Here is a 20255-nt window from a genome sequence, read left to right as displayed (position 1 = left end):
CTAATATTTCGTGCCGCTCCGCAAGCGGGTTCAGCGACTCACCTTGCAGATGCTTCACTCAGCCTTCCTTGTGGGGGCAATTACACGCGTTGGACGATTGGAAGAGATCAGTCAATTTCAGCCTGAGATACAACTCGCTACGATCCAAACAGATGGCATATCGTACGAGTAGAAATAGCAGTTGCTTGTGAACCCACTCGAACCATCAGCATCGGAAATTTCATGCCAAGCGTGTCGTCATGCTGATTGTGGCTCGCTTGCTACATCGTGCTCGCGCCGGTTAGGCCGCCGGCCGGGCTTGATCCCAGTGCTTTCGCGGAATTCATCCATCTCCGACGTTCGCTTGATGTCAACTAGATCGGCAATGGAAAAACGATCGAGATAGGCCTCCACGGCATGGTTGGCTCCGTGTATGATCTGCTCTAGGCCTCGGTCTTTCACGCGCCCTCCTATTCCTTTCGGCCCCGCAGGAGCTAGGTCTTCTACCCAACAGATGATATCGCGCAGCGAAATTGCTTTTGCCGGTCGCAAGAGTTCCAGTCCGCCGTTTCGAACACGTTTGGCTTTCACGAGACCGGCATTGACGAGCCTCAAAACAATATGTGCGGCAAAGTCGGGCGTGGTCTCGGCACCCTTTGCTGCGTCTGCTGTCTTCAGGCGGCACTCATTCGACTGGGCACAGGCGACCAGGATTGCGATTGCCACCTCGGTTTCTCGTTTCAACCTCATCCATTTGTCCTCCATGGCCAATCAATCATCCAGCACCAAAGCCGGAGCGGACAATCGGCTGGCCGAGAACTTGATGAGCGGCCAGGAAAGCATGATCGGTAAAATCCACGACTGCAAACGCATCGCCAATCTGCTTTGGGGAATGTAGTGGCCGCCGATCTTGCGCGATACCGCCTGCATCCTAGTCACCAATGGTCGCAATCGCCTTTCATATGCTTCGAAGGCTTCAGCATAGGGTCTGCTCGCCAGTTCGGCGGCCAGAACATGAGCCCCGGCCATTGCCGTGGACGTACCCTGACCGGCTAGGAAGGTCAGGCACCAAGCGGAATCGCCAAGCAACACGACGCGCCCCCTGGACCATTTGGGGACCTCGATCTGCGAAACCGTGTCGAAGAAGGAGGCTTCACAGTCGATTGCCGACCGCAGAGACGACGCCACCGGCTCAGGCCATTTTCCGAAATGCTCGAGAAGCACGTCACGGCGCTGTTCTGCAGTCAGCCGATCGGTTCGATCGTCGCGCCAGCAAAACAGGGTCGCAGCCGAGCCGTCGCCGATATTGTAGAGACCGCCTTGATGATCGATATCCATCATACCGACGAAGCTGGCGCCAAGCGCCCCCTTGACGGGCACCCGCCAGGCTGCGGCGCGATAACCGAGAGGCCTCAGAAACTCGCCATGCGGCCCGAACAGCATTTCCCGCAATGCGCTACGATAGCCATCCGCCCCGACGACGAGATCGAAACGCTCCTTCACTCCGTCGGAAAATACGACACCGATTCCATCGTGATCCTCGGTAACGCTCGAAATTGTCGTCTCGTAGCGTATGTCGACATCTGCCTCGACATGCTGGGTCAGTATCGACTGGAAGTCCTCGCGCATGATCGCAAGGATCTTGCCACCGGACGCCTTGTAGAGCGCCCGATAATCGTAGGAGAATAACTTCCTGCCGCGTTTATCCCGGTGCTGCGCCGGCCCGAGCGGCATGGCCTTTGCCTTGAAATATTCGATCAGCCCCAATTTCTCGGCGACGTTCCAGCCATTCACATGCAGGCCGATCGAATAACCACCCGTGCGCCCTTTTGGAGCTTTTTCGACGACGACACTTTGAATGCCCCGTTCCTTAAGGCACGCAGCAAGAGTCAGCCCGGCGGGTCCGCCGCCGGCGATCAGGACACGCATACCAACCTCCTCAAAATGTCATGCTGAGGCGTGCACCAACGGCACGACCTTCGCCAAGCTGATAGACGCTCCCGTAGGGCGCAACGTTGAACCCGTAGGTGGAATAGGTCTTGTCGAAGAGGTTGGTAACGAAAGCCTCGGCCGCGACCCGGTCGTCCAGCTCCCATCTTACGCCGAGATCCACGAGCGCATAACCACTCTGGCCGACATCGTTGCTCTCGTCGAAATAGATATCGCCGAGATAGCTGAGCGCAGCATAGGGTATAATCGCCCCCGAGCCTTCCTGAAGATCGAAACGATAGTCCAGCATCAGGTTGGCGGTGAATCTCGGAGCATAAGGAACGCGGTTGCCGGTATAGTCGAGACCGTTTCCGGTCGGATCGTTGTAGTCAGTGAATTCGCTGTGGTTGTAACCGAGGCCGACAGTCACACCGAGCTCGTTTGTCGGATGCGCCCTGACTTTGAGGTCGACGCCTTTGGCGGTCATCTCGCCGGCATTCTGCAGATATTGGGTCGGCTGGACACCAACGAACATCTGGTAATCCTTGGTGACGTTGTAATATGCGGAAAGCTGCGCTTCGAGCGTGCCCGCCTCGTTGCGGTATTTCAGGCCCACCTCGCCATTGTAGGTGGTCTGCGGATCGTAGGTGAAGGAATTGTTCATCGAGGTCACGGTGCGGGTAAAGCCTCCCGCCTTGTAACCGGTGCTGACCACTCCATAGACCCGTAGTTCATCGGTCAGGCCGTAGCTTGCACCGAGTTTTGGCGAGAGCGCCATGAAATCGTTTTCATCGGTGAAGTTGATCGAACCGACAGCCTCTGCCGCAGCACGCTCATAATCGAAGCGAAGGCCGGGCGTGATATCCAGACGGTCCGTTGCATGCCAGGTCAGGTCGGCGAAGACAGCATAGGAATCGATTTTCTGTCTCGCGATCTGGCCGTAATCGGGTAGGTTTCTCTCGAAATCGAGATGCTGGTAATAGACGCCGGCAACATAGTCGATGGCGTAGCCCTGGTCCGGATTGGAGGCGATGCGCAACTCCTGGCTCAGCGTCCACTGCTTTTCGGGCGTATAGGAACCGAAGACCGTGCGATCGAAATCGCTCTTCTGATAGCCGGTGAGCGCCGTGATCGTTGCAGGCCCGAGATCGTAGCTGGCATTGATGCCGAAATTCCAAGTGTCCAGTGTGTATTCCGACGGGATGGGCAGCGCGATCCTGTCCTTGATCATGCTTTCCATGACGAAATATTCTTCCGTCGAGGTGACGTGGCCGCGGCCAGCAGTCACCATGACATCGAGCGGGCTGTCATCCGGCGCATAGCGCAATCTCACCTGACCGTTGACATCATCGGTCCCGCCGACCTCTTCACCGGTTCCCATGACGGTATATTGGTCGTTTTCGCGATGCGCCGATATCGTCGCATCACCATAAAGCAGGCCATCGATGATCGGCACGTTGAGATAGGCTGTGCCGTCGACACCTTCCGTATTGATATCGGCGTTGTAACCAAAGCGAAGCTCGTTATGCGGTTTGCGGGTGGTGATATTGACGACGCCACCGATTGCACCACGCCCGTAAAGGGTTCCCTGCGGCCCGTACAGCAGTTCAACATTTTCCACGCCGCCAGGCAGCGCACGAGACAGGTTGAAACTATCCTGCGGTAGTCCATCGACATAGACCTGCGTGCTCGGATTGTAAAAATCGAGCGAGGCCTGGCCGCGGATGGTGAAGTTGGTATAGGCGCGGCTGGAACGCGTGCGGATGTTCGCATCCGGAAAGATGCGGTCGAGGTCGGCAACGGTATCGATGTTACGAACCTGCAAGTCTTCGGCCGTCGCAATATCGATGGTGGAAGGAAGCACGAAATAGTCTTCGCTCCGTTTCGTCGAGGTGATGACGATCGGCGCAAGCGTCGTTTCCTCCGATCCATCCTGCGCCATTACTGCTTGTGGCAACGCGCTGGCCAGAATGGCGATTGCCGAGACGCTGGAGAGGGGATGGCGCATCATTGTTCCGATACCTTTTCATGACTTGAGAAATACGTGAGAGTCGGGCCGGAAAAGGCCAGAAGACGGGAAGCGAGCAGCATGGCGAGGACGACGAAGGCCGCCGATATGGAAAAGAGAACGCCGTATCCAAGCGTATTTCCGAGCTGGCCGGCGACCGCGGAAGCAGCGATCGCGACGATAGCGTCGAGGCTTTGCAGGATGGCGAAATCCGTCGCGGTCTGGGCAGGATTGCACCAGTTCATCATCGCCGCGTAGAGCGCCACGAAAGACATGGCGACAGCTGCCACCTGCGCGACAAGCAATGTTGCTAGGAGCGGCGGCCAAACCGAGCCGACGAATTCCAGAGAGGCAAGAGCCAGAAGAAGCATCGCATTCAGAGCTGCCGCAACGAACAGCCCGCGCTGGACGCCGATAGCTTGTACAAGCAGTGCGGCAAGCGTCGCCGCAATGAAGCCGGCAATCGCTCCACCGGCGCCACGCACCATGCCGATCGCATCAAGCGACATGCCCTTGTCGACGAGATAAGGTCCCGTCATCGATGATCCCATGCGGATGCCGACCTGGTAGACGAGCAGGAAAACAAGGCCACTCTTCAGCATCCGGTTGGAGAAGCTTGCCCGCAAGGCAACCCGCCTTGTGCCTGCGGACTGTTCCCGTGGCGCAGCAAGATTGGCGGAAAGCAGGACCGGGATAGTCAGAAGCAGGATGAAGCACGCCATCGCAGCCATGGAAACGGCCCAGCCGGCATGGCTGTAGATGACAAGCCACAAACCGCCGCCAAGCAGGAAGCCGAGATAGGCCCCGGCCGTCGAAGCGCCGCTGGCAGCTCCGCGGGTCTCCTCACTCGTTGCCCTGACGGCGAGCGAATCCGTTGCAATGTCCTGCGTCGCAGCCAGGCTCGCCATGACAACCAGCACGATCGAAAGTGGTATCAGATGCGTCTGCGGCGGAAAGGCCATTGCAGTCAGGAAGCATGTCGCAATTCCCATCTGACACGCGAGGATCCAGCCGCGCTCTGTGAAAAAGCGATCAACCAGGGGAGCCCAAAGAAATTTCAACGCCCACGGCAGGAACAGCACTGCCAGATATCCGATCTGGTCGAGCGGCATTCCGGCATCACGCAGCGCCACAGGTAGCGCCGATTGCACCATGCTGCCGGTTACCGACTGGGCTGCATATAGCCCGGCCAGAAGACCGAGAACGGTCCACGCACCGGAGCGCGCGGAGAGTTTTGATAAGGTCGCGGTCATTATCCCTCGCATTGAAACACGCCACCCGAATATTCCAATCGCTAAAACTTGACTATTGTAATCAGGTTCATGGATATTGTGATCGGGTCTAATATTTCGGCGCACCAGCCGGTTGGCGGAGAATGAATGAATTTGCGTGTGGAACAGCGGGCCTTGGCCCAGTCCGATCAGGAAAACATAGTCGTGCTCGGGCCAAGTCCTGCCGATGAAGGCTTCTCGTCCGTTTCCACGGAAGGTGCCTACAAGATCCTTGGCGTTCGGCCGGGACTGACCATCTCCATATTCGATATGGTCATCGGAGCCGATTTCGTGGGACGATTCTCCACAGAACCCTGTGTCGCGATCGACTTTCTGTTCGAGGCATCCGGTCAGGGCTGGCTGCTCGGGACGGCCGGTGAAAAACTTTCGAGCATCCCTTATCGACCCGGCCGAATTTACATCATGGCAGCACCGAATGGTGCCGTCGGCTTTTATGACGTACCGATCGGAACACGCTTCAAGGGGCTGGACATTCGCGTGGACATAACGCTCTGGCAGAAACTTGGAGCTGGCGACATCCTCTCCTCGCTGGATGAGAACCACAGCCTGCACATGGCTTGCGGTAACGGAACCTGGGTCGGCATTCTGCCTGTACCTCCACAGCTTCTCGCTGTGGCGCGCGCACTGTTCGACAGCGCCATGGTGGAAAGCGACGATCTCGCATTCGAGGCAAGGGCGCTCGATATCATCAATGCCTCGATTGCCGCCATGCGAAAGGCGCAGCCGGCCGTATCAATTCCGTCACGTGACAGGCGCCCGCTTCAACGCGCCCGCGACCTGATGATCGCGGAACTCGCAAGACCCTGGACCCTGGGCGAACTTGCCAGGGAAGTAGGGTTGACGGAAAAACGGCTGAAGTCGGGCTTCAAGGGCATGTACGGTTTTGCAGTCTATACATTCCTTCAGGAGCAGAGATTGCTGGAGGCGCGCCGCCTGATCGAAGCAGGGACTGTGACCGTAACGCAAGCAGCGCTTGCCGTCGGTTATGGAAACCCAAGCCACTTCTCGCAGCTTTTTCTCCGCCGCTTCGGCATTCAACCATCAAAGGCACGCCAACCTGTCGAGAGCAAGATCTAAGAGCCCGACCTCCCTGCGCCCACGCTGGCACCTCGCAGGTCAGCCACGCGGCCGGCAGCGAGGAGCGATTGTGCGTTCGGTTGGCGAAATCGACCATCGCGTAGCGAGTCTTTCTCGCAACAGCTGTGCTAGAACTGCGAGATCGCACTGATTGCGTTAGGTTAGTGCTTGTGATATGCGTTACCTCTGCAACTCTAAAGCGATTTTCTCAAGCGCAATTGAGACGCGCGTTCGCATCTCCTACGGCGGGACCTTCATGAACGCAGATATGATAGCCGCCTGGGCGGTTGAGAATGGCTTCCTCAGGATTGGCCTGAGCAATTTCCGTCGCAATGATAATGCGGGCGTGATGACAATCGAGATAAAGAGGCTGTCATATCTCCTTATCGATGAAAGACAGGGATCACGACCACGCCTGATCTCACGGTTGTTCAAAGATATAGCCCTTCCCCACGCGGGCGAAAGTCTCAAGGTTCTTTCTCTCGCTCGCTAACCAAATATTGCCGGGAGCAGAGATGTCTTAGGTTCCACGATGCCAACACGGCTGGCTTCTTCTGCACCAAATACTGGAGCGTCCTTTCGGATGCGATGAATGCACGCGGACTCCGGAGGAGGTTTCAACGTCTGATAAACTGCAGGCAATCTACGAGACATGGATAGGCGTCATACGCTATCTCCACCCAGGGCAAACTATGAGCTATGTCAGGTAGTCCAATTCGCTCTGTTGTGGCTTGAACTGAATGGCCCGGTCTGCAACGGCCGGGAATAAGGAATTCCTAGCTGCCCAAAAAGCTAGAGTTATGACACGAATTCCATAGCATCTCTGCCTCGGTTTCCGATCCGCTAAACTCTGCGAGCAAACGCCGCGCGACGCGCATGCCTTCTGCGCTTGTCAGGTCCAAGCCGCGCAAAGTGCAGATTCGAACTTGAACGCTATAGATCCGATGCAGTTGCTCGGCGGTGTACGTCTTGCCTACTTTCATAGGAGAGATATAGGACGGACTATCCTAAAATTTAGCCGCGCACGCAGAGGGTTCCGCCAGAACCGTTTGTTCTTGTGAGCTGCGGGTTAGGTCAATATGACGACTGAAGTCGCATTTAATCAACGAGGACACTATGGCAACCGGTACAGTTAAATTCTTCGCTCAGGACAAAGGCTTCGGCTTCATCACCCCGGACAACGGTGGCCCGGACGTATTCGTCCATATTTCCGCCGTTGGCTTTGGCGGAACTTTGTCTGATGGCCAGAAGGTGAGTTTCGACGTCGGACAGGATCGCAAAACTGGAAAGTCCAAGGCCGAAAATGTGATGGCCCTTTAATTGCGCCTCAGTCCCCGTCGGATTGGCAGGGTGCTGACCCTCAGGTCTTGAACGGAGCCGAACCCTTTGCGCGTTGGGGTCCTTTAGCTAGGTGCATGCTTTCGTTACACAAATCTGCTTTCCAAACCTGACGAGCGCCTCGCCCTTCGCTTAGCGCGCATGGTCTCCGAATTTTCTTCGATTTTACCCTCCTCAAGCGGGAGCTCGGCTTCCGCCAGATCGTGGATGGAAAAGCGGTTGAGATAGGTTTGAACGGCATCGTCGACACCACGCATGACCTCTATGAGAGCTTTCGCCTTCAGGTACTCTCCGCGTGAATTTCCCGCATTCGATGCTACGGGGTTTTGGTCTTCCATCGGACAGATCACGTCATGCAGGGAAATCGCGCTTGCCGACCGTGAAAGTTCCAGACCTCCGTTTCGCCCACGCGTGGCAGTCAAGAGTCCGGCATTGACCAGCTTCAAGGCAACATGAGCGGCAAAATCGGATGTGGTCTCGGCAGCTTTTGCTGCATCTGCCGTCTTCAGCCGGCAGTCATTCGACCGCGCACAGGCGACTAGAATTGCAATCGCGACTTCAGTTTCCCGTTTCAACCTCACCTGTTTGTCCTCCACGATTTTGATCGGCCTGTTCGGCGTAGCACCTCAATAGCGAAGGGGCTATCTTCCGCATTCTCACGCTGCATTTATCCTGCTCTGTGCGGCATGCAGCGCGCTATATCGCCCCATGGCTTTGTGCAGCAGATCCTCGTGCCGTCCTTCCTCCACGATACGCCCGTCTTCGACAACGACGATCCGATCCGCGTTGGTGATCGTTGCCAGACGGTGGGCGATGACAAGCGTAGTGCGCCCATGCGCAAGGTCCGCGAGCGACTGCTGGATGGCGCGCTCCGTCTCGCTGTCGAGTGCAGAAGTTGCCTCGTCCAGGATCAGGATGGGTGGGTTCTTCAAGAAGATGCGAGCGATCGCCAACCTCTGCTTTTGCCCACCGGACAGTTTAACGCCGCGCTCACCGATCACTGTGTCGAGACCATCTGGCAAGGCAGCGATCACATCGTCAAGCCGGGCACGACGCGCGGCCTCGATGATCTCGCTCTCGCCGGCGTCGAGACGGCCATAGGCGATATTCTTTCGGATGGTTCCGGCAAAGAGGAAGACATCCTGCTGGACGATGCCGATATTGGAACGAAGGCTGTTGAGGGTGATATCCCTGATATCCACGCCGTCGATGCTGATGGCACCAGCGGTCACCTCGTAAAAACGAGGCAGGAGAGCGCAGATCGTCGTCTTACCGGCGCCAGAGGGGCCAACGAAAGCAATCGTTTCGCCGGGCTCGATCGACAGGTTTAGGCCTTCGAGGATTGGCAGGCCGGTGCGGTAGCTGAACGTGACGTCGCGATAGGCGATGCGACCGCTCATTCGCGGAATATCAACCGCATCCTCCCGATCGCTGATATCAGGCTGCCGATCGAGAAAGTCCTTATAGCGTTGAAAGCCGGCAATCCCTTTCGGGTAGCTTTCAATGATCGAGTTGATCTTGTCGATCGGGCGGAAAAAGACGCCGACCAGAAGCAGGAAGCCGACAAATCCGCCGGCCGTCAGTTCGCCTGACGTCACGTACCAGGCGCCTGCCAGCATGACGACGATCTGGACGAAGCGCATAGACAGGTAAGAGAGCGACATGGAGGCCGCCATAACCCGGTAGGCTTCGAGCTTGGTGCTCAGATAATTGCTGTTGTTTCTGGCAAACAGCACCCGCTCGTGCTCTTCGTTGGCAAAGGCCTGAACGACGCGGATGCCACCGATATTCTCTTCAATGCGCGCATTGAACTCCCCAACCCTTCCGTAGAGCGCATGCCAGGTCGCGGTCATACGCTTTCCGTAGATTGCCGTGATCACCGCCGTCAGTGGAACGATCAGGCCAGTCAGAATGGCGAGCGGCATATGGACCGAGAGCATAAGAAGAAAGGCGCCGATCAGCGTCATCACGGCAATGAACAAATCTTCGGGTCCGTGATGGGCAACCTCGCCGATCTCCTCGAGATCTTTTGTCAGCCGCGCGACCAGATGCCCGGTCTTGTGCTCGTCGAAGAAGCCGAAGGATAGTTTTTGCAGATGATCGAACGCTTTGCGGCGCATCTCGGTCTCGATTTTCAGACCGAGCATGTGCCCCCAATAGGTCACGATGACCTGAAGGCCGGCATTGAGCAGATAGATGAGGAACAGGCCGGCGACGGCAAGCGCAATCAATCCCAGCTGGTTGCTTGGCAGAAGCCTGTCGATGAACAGGGTGACGGCCACCGGGAATGCTAGCTCCAGCACACCGGCCAGGACCGCACTGCCGAAATCGAGCGCGAACAGGCCGCGATGCGGGCGGTAGTAGGTGGCAAAGCGTTTGATCAGATCAGTCATCGTGAAGCTCCTTCAGCCGGCGGCCTTTTGGCACGATCATCGGCGTACCGCTGACCGGGTCGGGCATGACTATCGCAGGCAGGTTGAAGACGGTCTCGACAAGCTCGGCCGTGACGATCTCTGCTGGTTGCCCGCTGGCAACAATCGCGCCATCCTTCATGGCGGTAAGATGCGAGGCATAGCGGCAGGCGTGATTGAGGTCATGCAGGACCGCGACGATGGTGCGACCCTCGTCATTGAGATCGGCGAGAAGATCGAGCAACTCGATCTGATGCGCAATATCCAGAAACGTCGTCGGCTCGTCGAGAAGCAGGATCGGCGTTTCCTGCGCCAGCACCATCGCCACCCAGACCCGTTGGCGCTGACCGCCCGAAAGTTCATCGACGAACCGGCTGGATAGGTCGGTGACGCCCGTCGCCGCCATGGCCCTGGCGACTGCCGCTTCGTCGGCGCTTGACCATTGCCGTAGAAAGGATTGATGCGGGTAGCGACCACGCGCAACGAGATCGGCGACCGTGATCCCGACGGGTGCAATGGCACTCTGCGGTAAAAGCCCAAGGCGGCGGGCCACGTCCTTGGCCGCCATGTGATGGATATCATGGCCGTCGAGGATTACCTGACCATCGGACGGTCGGATCAGGCGGGACAGGGCCTTGAGCAAGGTCGACTTGCCACAGGCATTCGGCCCGACGATGACGTTGAATGAACCATCGGGGATCGAAACCGACAGATTTTTGGAGATCGTCCGTTGGTCGTATCGCAGCGTCACCGCATCGGCCTGCAATCGGTCCGCGATGGATGGGGAGCCTATACCGGTCATTTGCGACCCTCGCGCAAGAGGAGGAACAGGAAGTAGAGCCCGCCGATGCTGACAGTCATCACACCGACCGGCAGCTGGACACCGAATGCATGCTGGGCGGCCCAATCCGCGATGAGGAGCAGCAACCCGCCCATCAGGCCGGAAGTGCCGAGCATCGGCCCGGACGATTTTCCCAGACGGCGAGCGATCTGAGGGGCGACCAGCGCAATGAAGGAGATCGGCCCGGCCGCAGCCGTGACGATGGCCGTCAGAGCCACGCCCAGTGTCATCAGGATTAGCCGTGCCCGGTTGACATCGACGCCCGAGGCATGGGCCACGTCATCGCCCATCTCCATCTGGCGCAGTGGCCGGGAGAAGAACAGTGTCGCTGGCACGAGAATGGCAGCCGCGAGCATCATCGGTATCAGTTGCTCGACCCCAAGCCCGTTCAGCGAGCCCGCTCCCCAGATCGCCGCCGACATGGCCACCTGCAGCGCCGCCTCCTTGATCATCCAGGCGTTGAAGGCACAGAGCATCGCGGCAACGCCAATCCCGACGATAATCAGCCGAAACCCTTGAACACCACGACGCCAGGCCAGCAGGTAGACCAGCGATGCGGTGGCAATGCCGCCCACCAGAGCTCCCGCCGCCGTCTCGTAATATCCGCCGGAGAAGAGCAGGATGACAACCAGTGCCCCGGTATAGGAGCCGGCCGAAAAGCCGATGATATCGGGGGAACCCAGTGGATTGCGTGTCAAAGACTGGAAGATTGCACCACTCATGCCAAGGCAGGCACCGAGCAGAAAGGCGAGCGCCACCCGCGGCAGGCGCCATTCGATGAGCACAACGCCGAACATTGGGTCGCCCTTGCCGATCACAGCATTCATGGCTTCAGCAACCGAAATGGGGTAGCGGCCGCTGAACAGAACACCGAGCGCGATCAATAGCGACATGGCGGCCAGAAGGCCGGATACGATAGCTTCTCGCCGGGGCACCCGAAACGACACCCTGCCCGCCAAAATACCGACCGCTTTGATCGCGTGAACCGGCCGATCGCCGGTTGAGACACCCTTGGTCATAGCCCACGAGCCCCGCGTCGCCGCGCAAGAAGGATCAGAACCGGCGCGCCGATAAGCGCTGTGAGGATGCCGGCTTCGAGTTCACCGGGATAGAGAACGAGGCGCCCAAGAATATCCGCACCAAGCATCAGAATAGGTGCGTAGATGATGGTCAGGGCCAGTATCCAGCGCTGATCGGCTCCTATGAGCCATCGGACCGCGTGAGGCACCATCAGACCGACGAACCCTACCGGTCCCACTGCAGCAGTTCCCGCCCCTGCCAAAAGGGTCACACTGATGATCACCACTATCCGGATGTGCAATGCGTTCGCGCCGAGTGTTCGCGACAGATCGTCGCCCAAGGCTGTGATGTTGAGCGAACTGGCGATGGAACACGAACATACCAGCCCAGCGAGGATGATCGGCGATATCGTTTTGACAACCTCCATCGTCGCTCCAGCAGGCGAGCCGATCGCCCAGGCACGCATTGCGTTGAAGGCGACAGGGTCGAGTAGCGTGATCGATGAGCCGATGCCCCCCAGGACTGCGGAAATACCGACACCAGTCAGAACGAGACGAACATTCGATACGCCGCCGCGTCCTGCCGAGGCAAACACTGAGACAATCAGTGAAACGATGAATGCCCCAACCAGGGAGGCCCACACATAGGCATGGATCGACTGCCAACCAGCAAAGCCGACAGCAAGCGTGACGAAAAATGCACTTCCGGCATTGACGCCGAGGACACCCGGATCGGCAAGGGGATTACGCGTCGAGGCCTGGATCAACGCTCCTGCCACACCAAAGGCGGCACCAGCCAGCACGCTGGCCAGCGTTCGCGGAAGCCGCGAATAGATGACGATGATGTCGTCGACCGATGAGCCGTTATACGAAAAAATCGCGCTCAGCGCTGCTTGCATTGATATCACGCGATGGCCGAAGAGAAGACTTGCAGCGACAAGTCCGGCGAGCAGAAGGATGCCGGCAAGCAGTCCTGCAATTCGACCGATCCGCACGCTCCCCACTGTGCGCCGCGTCACACCATCAGATGAGGACAATACCATCATCCCCGAGCCTGCCCTGCGATCCAGTAACCGACTGCGGTCACCTGATTTTTCTCGATGCCCCAATTGTCCTGACAAAGTCGTCGGCATTGAGCGACAGCGGTCGCCTCGCCGGCGATCCACACATATCCGCATCCGTGCGGCCTCGACATATTCTGCATGATGTCGACGAGGCAGGAACGCCCGGCATGTCGATCAAAGGTCTTGTGCCACGCGACGCAATCACCGCAGGTCTGCGCTACCAGACGCCGGTCGCCATCTTCGGCAATCTCCACATTGGCAAGGACCGGGATCTGACATCTGTGCTGCTCGATGATCCTCGCCACCGCTGGCAGTCCTGTCAGATCGCTCATCAGCAATATCCAATCCACATTATCCGCCGGGCCATACTTTCCAAATGGCGCAGTAAAGCTGATCGCGTCGCCAATCGCTGTGGTCTGCGCCCAGGTTGTCGCAGGACCCGCGTCGTGGCAGACGACATCCAATGTCAGACGGCAAGTTTCCGGTTCCCATTGGCGCACTGTGTAGGGTCTGGACTTGCGATCTCGCTTCTTGCGACCATGGTCATCGCCGCTGCGATCGAAGATCAGATAGATCCATTCATCTGGGATGTTTGTGGTTGCAAAGTCGCTAAGGCCGGCGCCGGACAGGACCAGGCGGACAATGGAGGGGCTGAGCTGCAACCGGCTCACCACCTGGGCTTCAAAAAGGCGCTCCTGGCTCATTGATCCAGCCCTGCTCGAGCGGCCGCGCCGTTAAGTTTCTCGATGATCAACGGCAACGTATATTGCAGCGATCGGGAGCTGGCCGCATAGGCTGCCCAAATCAACGCCGGATCGCTGAATTGCACGAACCCTCCGGAGCGAACGCAATCGAGCGTTTGCAAAAGCTCGTTGCCGAGAACCTCGTCCCGTTGGTCCCCCGGAAACCAAAGCGCCAGGAGGTCACATTCGAGTTCCGGGATTGCCTCAAAGCCGATCAGCGTTTCCTCCTTTTCCATCTCACGCGGCCCCTGCGGTCCGTTGAGTATGGCGGCTTTCATTCCAAGCCGCCGATAGATGTCGAAATGCTTGCTCGAGGCGCCGTGGATGCGCAGGCCGCGCTGTCTTGGCATGTAGTTCCCGAAGGCAATCCTGAGCCCGGCGAGAGACATATTTTGGGTGCGAGCCGTCTCAAACAGATCAACGATCGACGACAACAATTCCTTCGCATCGCTATCGCGCCCCAATGCGGCGCCGCATAGTCTGAGTTCTTCTCTCCAGTCGACAGCATTGACCGGGCTTTGCCGCGCAATCGTCGGAGCGATTTCAGAAAGGCGGCTATAATCCTTGCCAGTGATGTAATTGGTCACCGAAATGATCAGGTCTGGCTTCAGGGCAGCAATCTGTTCGAAGTCGATCATCATATCGTTGAAGAGATACGGCTTCGGCTCTCCGACACGGTCAACGTTCCAAGGGTAAACTCCACCGACAAAATGCTGCCGCCTTGGCATAGCCACCGGAACGAGACCCAGATCGATGAGAGAATCTTCCGCACTCCAGCCGAGCGCAACAACTCGCTGGGGCCTCTGCCTAATGACGGTCTCCCCAAAGATATGCTCGACGCGCAAAGGGAATTGATCGTCGGAGCCACGGTACGAGGTTGCACGGGCTTGCTGCGTCGCGCCTGCCATGGCGCCACCAGCTGCAAGGAGAGATAGGAATTGTCTTCGGTGCATATGCGATTACGAGGAAGGCCTTGTCGGCCCTCCTCGCCTCTCGGTCAAAACGTATGGCTCAAGCTGAGGCGGAACTCGCGCGGTGCGCCCAGATGGTTGCCGTAGCCCGTATAAGTGCTGATCGCGCCGTAATATTTCTTGTCGAACACGTTGTTGACGTTCAGCTGAAGCGCAGTCTTGTCGTTGAAGTCGTACTTCATCATCAGATCGGCCACGGCATAAGCCGGCTGCTCGATCCTGTAGCTGCCGCCATCATAGAAGGTGTTGCTGAACGCTCTCAGACCACCCCCGACGGTCAGGCCTTCCAGGGCCCCATCCATCGAGTAAGTCGTGAACATCTTGAACATGTGCTCGGGATAGACCTGGGAATTGTAGCGATCGCCGCTATTGGGACCGTCCACATATTCAGGCTTCGAATAGGTGTAGCCAGCCATCAGCTGCCACTGGTCGGTAATATGGCCCGACACCTCCAGTTCAATTCCTCGGCTGCGCACTTCTTCCCCGGCGCGGTAGCAGGAGGACGATGCCTGGCATTCGCTCGCAGCAACGGTTTCGGGCAGGTTCGACAGATTGATCTGGAAAACCGACACGGTGGCGTTCAGCCTGTCGTCAAAGAAACTACCCTTGACGCCCGCCTCGTAATTCGCCCCATCGATTGCCGGAAGAAGCTGGCCGGTCGGGTCGATCCGATTTTGCGCGCGGAAGATCGAAGTGTAGCTCGCGTAGACCGAAACCTGATCCGTCACGTCGTAGACAACACCGAGGTAAGGTACAAACTTGCCGTTCTCGTGGTAGTAGGATGGCACTGTCGGCGATGCGTAATCAAACCACGAGAAGCGTCCACCTGCGATCAATGTCAGGTCATCGGTGAGATGGAAGCGCCCTGCCCCATAGATCCCGATTTCGTCCTGCTTGTACTTGGTCGTGTAGTATTTGGTGTAGGTGTCGAGACTTGGCTTGGCGATCGACGAGGGATCCCATGTCGTCGGGTCGATAAGGTAACTTGCGCCGCGGTAGCCGCTGTTTTCCTGGTTGTCACGATGGGCGCTGACGCCAAACGTCAGGTCATGAGTTTGCCCGAGGAACTCGACGGGGCCACTCAATTGCGCGTTCACGGCGTAATTGTCCGCATCATATTCGTAGATTCGGTCGTTCTTGGTGAAGACGTCGATCTGCGACCAGTCTGACAGGTAGGATGTTAGCAGTTCGGAGGACGCCCACACCCGTTGAGCTGAGAGGTTGGCTTTCCATCCACCCTCGAACTCATGCTGGATGTCGAAATATGCGGTAGTCTTGCGCTTGTCGGCATATTCCCAGTCGGCACCAAAAAAGTCGGATGTATCCCAGTTGAAGAACGAGCCGTCTCCATGAGTGGGAACACCCGCCCAGGAATAACCATCGATCCGTTCCTTTGTGTGGCTCAGCCCGACGCTGATGGTTGTGTCATCTGTGATGTCGGCTTCTAGTGTCCCGTAAAGAACGAGATTTTTCTGCTTGTTGTAGTCGCGATAGCCTTCGCCGCCATTGAACGCCGCGACAAAGCGGCCACGGACAGAGCCATCGGCATTCAAAGGTTGCGACGCATCGAGCTCAACCCGGCCGTTTCCCCATGAAGAGCCGGTTGTCGTCACCGAATAGCGCGGCTCTTGAAGAGCCTTTTTGCGGACCAGGTTGATGGTTGCAGACGGATAGCCTGCGCCTTCCAACAGGCCCGTTGCGCCCCTGACGATTTCGACGCGGTCGTAAATCGAAAGATCGTCCTGCGGAAGCCCATCACGCACGGGCGCCATGGTGAGGCCATCGTTCTGGATATTGAACACGTCAAAGCCGCGAGACGTATAGCGCCAGCGCCCGTCCGCGATGTCCTGAACTGCAGAAAGCCCAGGAGAATCTTTCACTGCTTGGTCGAGGGAGCTGTAGTTCTTGTCGTCGATTGCCTGGCGGGTGACCACGCTGACGGCCTGCGGCGTTTCCTTGATGGAAAGCGGCAAGCCGGTCGCGGAGCTCATTTGCGGCGTCGTGTAGGAACCCGATCCTTCGGTGGTGCCGCCGGCCTGTGCCGTCAGGACAATCGGCTCCAGGGTTGTTCCATCGGCTGAGCCGGTCTCTCCAGCTCCGGCCGCGGGCACGACAAGAGCAGCCGTCTTCGAGCCAGCCATCCTGATGCTCACGCCAGTTCCGGCAAGCAGTGTCCGGAGAGCCTGCTCCGCGGAAAACTTTCCGACAACAGCCGCGGACTGCTTCCCGGCGACAGCGGTTGAGGTGAAGCTGACATCCCAATCGCTGGCGCTCATGAAGGCGGAAAGAGCGGATGCCAAAGGCTGAGAAGGAATGTTGAAGGAAAGGGTCTGGCTTGCTTGCTGCGCCATGGCATTGGTGTAGCCGCCTGCACCGATAGACCCCAGAAACGTCGATAGAAGCAGCAAAGAAAGCGTGCGCGATTTACGCTGATCCTTTCTGGCTGTCCTGAGTTTCGATCCCCGATTGCCCGCTTTCGCGTTCCCCGTCATTCCCGTATCCCTCTCAATACTATGCAGGGACCGACACTGCTTTAAACCTGGCCCCTGTAATGAGGACACGCGAGCGAAACCAATCTCACAAATAAAGTTGAATTTTTATTGAAGGATTAGGATGCCGCCCGGAAGACGGGTTACAGACGCACCAACCGTTGTCGCCAGAGACCGGATCGCAAGCTCGGGATTATCGAGGCGATAGCGCCCGTTGACCTTTACGTCATCGAATTCCGTGCCGGTTCGCACGATTGAATGACCGTAGTAGCGTTGAAGGTCGTGCAAGACGGATTTGAACGTTTGATCCTGGAAGGCAATCTGGCCCTTCAACCATGCAAATGCGACTGAGCCGTCGATCGGTCTTACTCTCGAAATTGCCGAAGCGGTTGCGGTGACCCCTTGTCCAGGCTCAAGATCGATCTTCTCGCTCGGATCCGTCAGGCTACTCACCTCGACATGCCCCCGCTCGAGGGAAACGGCATCCTCATCATCATCTCGCCGGACTGAGAACGCGGTGCCCTTAACCTCAACCTGGGAGAATGCAGAGACAACGTCGAAAGGTCGCAACGGGTCGTGGACGACATCGAAATACGCTTCCCCCTTAAGTAGCTGGACGGATCGCTTGGCCCCTTCGAAGTCGATGGCAATAGCAGTATCAGTGTTCAGGGTAGCCTTTGACCCATCGGGCAGAATGACTTCCCGCTGTATGCCAGCGGTAGTGATGTAATCTGCCTCCCACTGGATCCGAAGCGCCGGATACTGTTGGACGCCAATCGTGAGAAGGATCGCTGCTGCCGCGGCGCCCAGCCAGGGTAGAAACACCCGCCTTGGCCGCCCCAGTGCGACGACATTCGCCGGCCGGGGCGCCTCGGCTCGGGAAATCTGATCGACGACATTGCGAGCGACCTGCTCTGCCTCTGGAAGAGCCCATGCTTCTGCAACCGCTTCGAATGCCTTCTCATGAGCTGGGTTTGCGGCTCGCCAAGCCGAAAAATCTGCCACGAGAACGCGATTATCGGGCTCGCCTTGCAGCCTGAAGAACCAGTCGAGAGCGGCATCCGTTACCGGGTTAGGATGGATGAACTCCCGGTCACCAGCGGAATTTGAACGATCCTGTCCCACTCAGTTCCATCCCATCACGGGTTCTGCGACAATGGTGGCCTTATACAGGAGACAGTTGACGCCGGGAAATCTCACAAAATTTCTTTCAATGGGCATCAGTCGATCATCCTCGGTCAATTTTAGCCAACGCGTCCATGCAGTGGGCGTGGGCCATTTTTAGGTCATTGAAAACGGTGTTGGGCGACACGCCGAGATGCTTCGCGATCCTCGGATAAGGCCATTTCTCGATCTTGCTCAAAGCCCAGACCTTCTGGGCCCGCTCGGGAAGCCGAGACACTGCCTCCTCCAACAGACGGAGACGCTGACGATGGATGATCTCGGCTTCCTGGGATGGAGTTGGCGAAGCGATCGTTTCGACATCCGTCTCAGAGACATCGTCTCGCTCCACCGAGCCGCGGATCTGGCGGCTTCGCTTGTGGTTCAGGGCGAGATTTCGGGCGGTTTGAAAGAGAAATGCCTCAATGTGCTCGACAGTACCGTCTTCGACTGCCCGACTGACCCGCACGTAGGCCTCTTGCGCGACATCCTCTGCGGCCTGATGGTCTCCGACGATCCTAACGACCGTGCCGATCAGCGCCTTTCGGTTGCTCAGGAATATGTCGGTGAAGCTCGCGCTCACGCGGCAACCTCTTTCGGCGGTTCAAGCGATCATATGCGCCAACGGGTCAGAGGAGGCTCGAGCCTATCCTGCTTCGCAAGCATGCGGCCTCGTTATCGCGAGATCGCCGATATAGCAATACTAGGGTTGTTTACTCATATTATTGAGCGAACTGGCTTGGCTCAGATGCGTCGACACGGAAATCGATCTCGAGCTCTTGAACGGATACGAACCGCCGACCCGTTGGCTAGATCAGTTATATTTGCTGCAATTTTCCCCTTGGAATGGCCGACTTTAGGCCGCCCGAAAGGGCCAAAACGCGTGCGGACAGCCAAAGCAAAAAAGAGTGGTCATCGCGATGTGATGAAGATTGAACCTATTCAATCATTTGGCTAACCACACTCAGGCCAAAAGCCTCAAACAGCCATATTCCCGAATAACCACCACCTTGATATTTTGTCCCCTATGGGTTACATAACTTCATGTTCACGATTAGGCGCACCCGTGATTATGCGGACTGGATCAAAACGCTGAAGGACTTTCGTGCTCAAGCTCGAATTGCCGACCGCATTGACCGTCTCGCTTCAGGAAATCCTGGGGATGTAAAGCCAGTTGGTGAAGGCGTGAGCGAACTCCGCATTAATTATGGGCCTGGTTATCGGGTCTATTTTGTCCGGGACGGCTCGATCGTTTATGTTCTTCTCTGTGGTGGCGACAAGAGTACCCAGGACAAAGACATTCGATTAGCTAAAAAACTAGCGCAGCAATTGAAGGAGTAATCGTATGCCACTTGAGACGTTTGAGTACGACTCCGCCGAATTCCTTGGAAGTGAGGAAGCGATTGCTGAATATCTTTTAGCTGCCAGCGAAGATGGAGACGCAAACCATATTGCTCGCGCTCTTGGTGTTGTCGCGCGCGCGCGCGGCATGTCAGATCTTTCTCGGAATACCGGACTTACACGGCCTGCTCTCTACCGGGCATTAAGTGGGGATGGCAATCCAGAGTTTGGGACGATCGCAAAGGTAGCTGACGCACTTGGATACCGGCTAAACCTTGTTTTGAAATCCGACAGGGGATCGACCGCCGCAGTGAAGTGAAGGGTATATTCGAGCATTGGCTAGACTTTTTTGCTCCATGCCAGAGCGAGGCAGCCCATTTCTCATGGATTAAGCTCTTGATGAGAACCGAACCTTCGAACCATATTTGGCTGGTTAAAATTATCGCGAATTCAATGGCTTTAAGCCAATCAGGCCTTGATAGCGAGGCCCTTGTCGTCGAAACGGTGCAGTCTGGTTTCATCCGGCGTCAGGTAGACGGTGTCGCCGTGGCGCGCGCCGAACTCGCCGCTGGCGCGTGCGGTCATCTGGCCG

At 57.4% G+C, this 20255-nt stretch carries 19 protein-coding genes and 1 pseudogene; 5 read left to right on the top strand and 15 right to left on the bottom strand.

Translation table 11 applies throughout. The features are described 5' to 3' along the window. Window positions 1-237 precede the first annotated feature (237 nt). The 4 genes from FHP24_RS28370 to FHP24_RS28355 are packed head-to-tail and all read right to left on the bottom strand — an operon-like array spanning window position 238 to window position 5169. Entirely contained in the window at window positions 238-744 is a 507-nt protein-coding gene (locus FHP24_RS28370) for an RrF2 family transcriptional regulator (protein ID WP_246091982.1), read from the bottom strand. Window positions 745-750: 6 nt separating this feature from the next. Beyond that, a complete protein-coding gene (locus tag FHP24_RS28365) occupies window positions 751-1908 on the bottom strand; it encodes an FAD-dependent monooxygenase (RefSeq protein WP_139679602.1) in 1158 nt (385 codons plus the stop codon). 10 nt (window positions 1909-1918) lie between these two features. After that, entirely contained in the window at window positions 1919-3919 is a 2001-nt protein-coding gene (locus FHP24_RS28360) for a TonB-dependent receptor (protein ID WP_139679601.1), read from the bottom strand. Further along, on the bottom strand, window positions 3916-5169 hold the full coding sequence (locus tag FHP24_RS28355) for an MFS transporter (protein ID WP_139679600.1): 1254 nt from the start codon (window positions 5167-5169) through the stop codon (window positions 3916-3918). The genes FHP24_RS28360 and FHP24_RS28355 overlap by 4 nt, the downstream gene beginning before the upstream one ends. Window positions 5170-5295: 126 nt before the next feature. Between FHP24_RS28355 and FHP24_RS28350 the strand changes: the two genes are divergently transcribed. The 3 genes from FHP24_RS28350 (at window position 5296) to FHP24_RS28340 (ending at window position 7605) form a co-directional block, all read left to right on the top strand. Further along, a complete protein-coding gene (locus FHP24_RS28350; protein WP_139679599.1) occupies window positions 5296-6285 on the top strand; it encodes a helix-turn-helix transcriptional regulator in 990 nt (329 codons plus the stop codon). A gap of 256 nt (window positions 6286-6541) precedes the next feature. Continuing rightward, window positions 6542-6778, top strand: coding sequence for a hypothetical protein (locus FHP24_RS29175; RefSeq protein ID WP_139679598.1), 237 nt, complete (start codon window positions 6542-6544; stop codon window positions 6776-6778). A 623-nt stretch (window positions 6779-7401) separates the two neighbouring features. Beyond that, window positions 7402-7605, top strand: coding sequence for a cold-shock protein (locus FHP24_RS28340; RefSeq protein ID WP_139679597.1), 204 nt, complete (start codon window positions 7402-7404; stop codon window positions 7603-7605). A 104-nt stretch (window positions 7606-7709) separates the two neighbouring features. Here the strand turns inward: FHP24_RS28340 and FHP24_RS28335 are convergent, their stop codons facing one another. The 10 genes from FHP24_RS28335 to FHP24_RS28290 all read right to left on the bottom strand — a co-directional run bounded on the left by FHP24_RS28335 (window position 7710) and on the right by FHP24_RS28290 (window position 18905). After that, the gene (locus FHP24_RS28335; protein WP_180356165.1) at window positions 7710-8219 is read right to left on the bottom strand and encodes an RrF2 family transcriptional regulator; all 510 of its coding nucleotides are present in this window, start codon (window positions 8217-8219) and stop codon (window positions 7710-7712) included. A 60-nt stretch (window positions 8220-8279) separates the two neighbouring features. Next, window positions 8280-10016 carry an ABC transporter ATP-binding protein gene (locus FHP24_RS28330; RefSeq protein WP_139679595.1) on the bottom strand — a complete coding sequence of 579 codons (1737 nt, stop codon included), beginning with the start codon at window positions 10014-10016 and terminating at the stop codon, window positions 8280-8282. After that, window positions 10009-10836, bottom strand: coding sequence for an ABC transporter ATP-binding protein (locus FHP24_RS28325; protein ID WP_210237878.1), 828 nt, complete (start codon window positions 10834-10836; stop codon window positions 10009-10011). The genes FHP24_RS28330 and FHP24_RS28325 overlap by 8 nt, the downstream gene beginning before the upstream one ends. Continuing rightward, entirely contained in the window at window positions 10833-11894 is a 1062-nt protein-coding gene (locus FHP24_RS28320) for a FecCD family ABC transporter permease (protein ID WP_139679594.1), read from the bottom strand. Before FHP24_RS28320 ends, FHP24_RS28325 begins: the two co-directional genes overlap by 4 nt. Next, window positions 11891-12937 carry a FecCD family ABC transporter permease gene (locus FHP24_RS28315; RefSeq protein WP_394344679.1) on the bottom strand — a complete coding sequence of 349 codons (1047 nt, stop codon included), beginning with the start codon at window positions 12935-12937 and terminating at the stop codon, window positions 11891-11893. Before FHP24_RS28315 ends, FHP24_RS28320 begins: the two co-directional genes overlap by 4 nt. After that, the gene (locus FHP24_RS28310; protein ID WP_139679592.1) at window positions 12937-13662 is read right to left on the bottom strand and encodes a siderophore-interacting protein; all 726 of its coding nucleotides are present in this window, start codon (window positions 13660-13662) and stop codon (window positions 12937-12939) included. The genes FHP24_RS28315 and FHP24_RS28310 overlap by 1 nt, the downstream gene beginning before the upstream one ends. Next, the gene (locus tag FHP24_RS28305; protein WP_180356164.1) at window positions 13659-14609 is read right to left on the bottom strand and encodes an ABC transporter substrate-binding protein; all 951 of its coding nucleotides are present in this window, start codon (window positions 14607-14609) and stop codon (window positions 13659-13661) included. Before FHP24_RS28305 ends, FHP24_RS28310 begins: the two co-directional genes overlap by 4 nt. A gap of 89 nt (window positions 14610-14698) precedes the next feature. Then, window positions 14699-17164: a TonB-dependent siderophore receptor gene (locus FHP24_RS28300; RefSeq protein ID WP_139679590.1), complete on the bottom strand. Its 2466-nt coding sequence runs from the start codon at window positions 17162-17164 to the stop codon at window positions 14699-14701. 105 nt (window positions 17165-17269) lie between these two features. After that, window positions 17270-18286 carry a FecR family protein gene (locus FHP24_RS28295; protein WP_139679589.1) on the bottom strand — a complete coding sequence of 339 codons (1017 nt, stop codon included), beginning with the start codon at window positions 18284-18286 and terminating at the stop codon, window positions 17270-17272. A gap of 103 nt (window positions 18287-18389) precedes the next feature. After that, window positions 18390-18905: an RNA polymerase sigma factor gene (locus tag FHP24_RS28290; RefSeq protein ID WP_139679588.1), complete on the bottom strand. Its 516-nt coding sequence runs from the start codon at window positions 18903-18905 to the stop codon at window positions 18390-18392. 461 nt (window positions 18906-19366) lie between these two features. Here FHP24_RS28290 and FHP24_RS28285 point away from each other — a divergent pair, with 461 nt between their 5' ends. Both FHP24_RS28285 and FHP24_RS28280 read left to right on the top strand, forming a co-directional pair. Further along, window positions 19367-19663 carry a type II toxin-antitoxin system RelE/ParE family toxin gene (locus tag FHP24_RS28285; protein WP_139679587.1) on the top strand — a complete coding sequence of 99 codons (297 nt, stop codon included), beginning with the start codon at window positions 19367-19369 and terminating at the stop codon, window positions 19661-19663. Between the two features lie 4 nt (window positions 19664-19667). Further along, complete coding sequence (locus tag FHP24_RS28280; RefSeq protein WP_080803404.1) at window positions 19668-19982, top strand: addiction module antidote protein; 315 nt, start codon at window positions 19668-19670, stop codon at window positions 19980-19982. Window positions 19983-20131: 149 nt separating this feature from the next. On the opposite strand, the pseudogene FHP24_RS29170 reads toward FHP24_RS28280, so the two are convergent. Then, window positions 20132-20255 (bottom strand): annotated as a pseudogene (locus FHP24_RS29170) (sugar ABC transporter ATP-binding protein); the annotation flags it as partial.

The organism is Aliirhizobium smilacinae (assembly GCF_006335145.1).
GTDB lineage: Bacteria > Pseudomonadota > Alphaproteobacteria > Rhizobiales > Rhizobiaceae > Neorhizobium > Neorhizobium smilacinae.
This window is presented reverse-complemented; position numbering and strand designations above follow the sequence as displayed.

Excerpts from the sequence above, each read along its gene's own strand:
- FHP24_RS28325 (WP_210237878.1), bottom strand. The coding sequence starts at position 10,836 with ATGACCGGTATAGGCTCCCCATCCATCGCGGACCGATTGCAGGCCGAT.
- FHP24_RS29175 (WP_139679598.1), top strand. The coding sequence starts at position 6,542 with ATGAACGCAGATATGATAGCCGCCTGGGCGGTTGAGAATGGCTTCCTC.
- FHP24_RS28300 (WP_139679590.1), bottom strand. The coding sequence starts at position 17,164 with ATGACGGGGAACGCGAAAGCGGGCAATCGGGGATCGAAACTCAGGACA.
- FHP24_RS28305 (WP_180356164.1), bottom strand. The coding sequence starts at position 14,609 with ATGGCAGGCGCGACGCAGCAAGCCCGTGCAACCTCGTACCGTGGCTCC.
- FHP24_RS28360 (WP_139679601.1), bottom strand. The coding sequence starts at position 3,919 with ATGATGCGCCATCCCCTCTCCAGCGTCTCGGCAATCGCCATTCTGGCC.
- FHP24_RS28315 (WP_394344679.1), bottom strand. The coding sequence starts at position 12,937 with ATGGTATTGTCCTCATCTGATGGTGTGACGCGGCGCACAGTGGGGAGC.
- FHP24_RS28365 (WP_139679602.1), bottom strand. The coding sequence starts at position 1,908 with ATGCGTGTCCTGATCGCCGGCGGCGGACCCGCCGGGCTGACTCTTGCT.
- FHP24_RS28330 (WP_139679595.1), bottom strand. The coding sequence starts at position 10,016 with ATGACTGATCTGATCAAACGCTTTGCCACCTACTACCGCCCGCATCGC.
- FHP24_RS28350 (WP_139679599.1), top strand. The coding sequence starts at position 5,296 with ATGAATTTGCGTGTGGAACAGCGGGCCTTGGCCCAGTCCGATCAGGAA.
- FHP24_RS28320 (WP_139679594.1), bottom strand. The coding sequence starts at position 11,894 with ATGACCAAGGGTGTCTCAACCGGCGATCGGCCGGTTCACGCGATCAAA.
- FHP24_RS28370 (WP_246091982.1), bottom strand. The coding sequence starts at position 744 with ATGGAGGACAAATGGATGAGGTTGAAACGAGAAACCGAGGTGGCAATC.
- FHP24_RS28285 (WP_139679587.1), top strand. The coding sequence starts at position 19,367 with ATGTTCACGATTAGGCGCACCCGTGATTATGCGGACTGGATCAAAACG.
- FHP24_RS28340 (WP_139679597.1), top strand. The coding sequence starts at position 7,402 with ATGGCAACCGGTACAGTTAAATTCTTCGCTCAGGACAAAGGCTTCGGC.
- FHP24_RS28280 (WP_080803404.1), top strand. The coding sequence starts at position 19,668 with ATGCCACTTGAGACGTTTGAGTACGACTCCGCCGAATTCCTTGGAAGT.
- FHP24_RS28355 (WP_139679600.1), bottom strand. The coding sequence starts at position 5,169 with ATGACCGCGACCTTATCAAAACTCTCCGCGCGCTCCGGTGCGTGGACC.
- FHP24_RS28310 (WP_139679592.1), bottom strand. The coding sequence starts at position 13,662 with ATGAGCCAGGAGCGCCTTTTTGAAGCCCAGGTGGTGAGCCGGTTGCAG.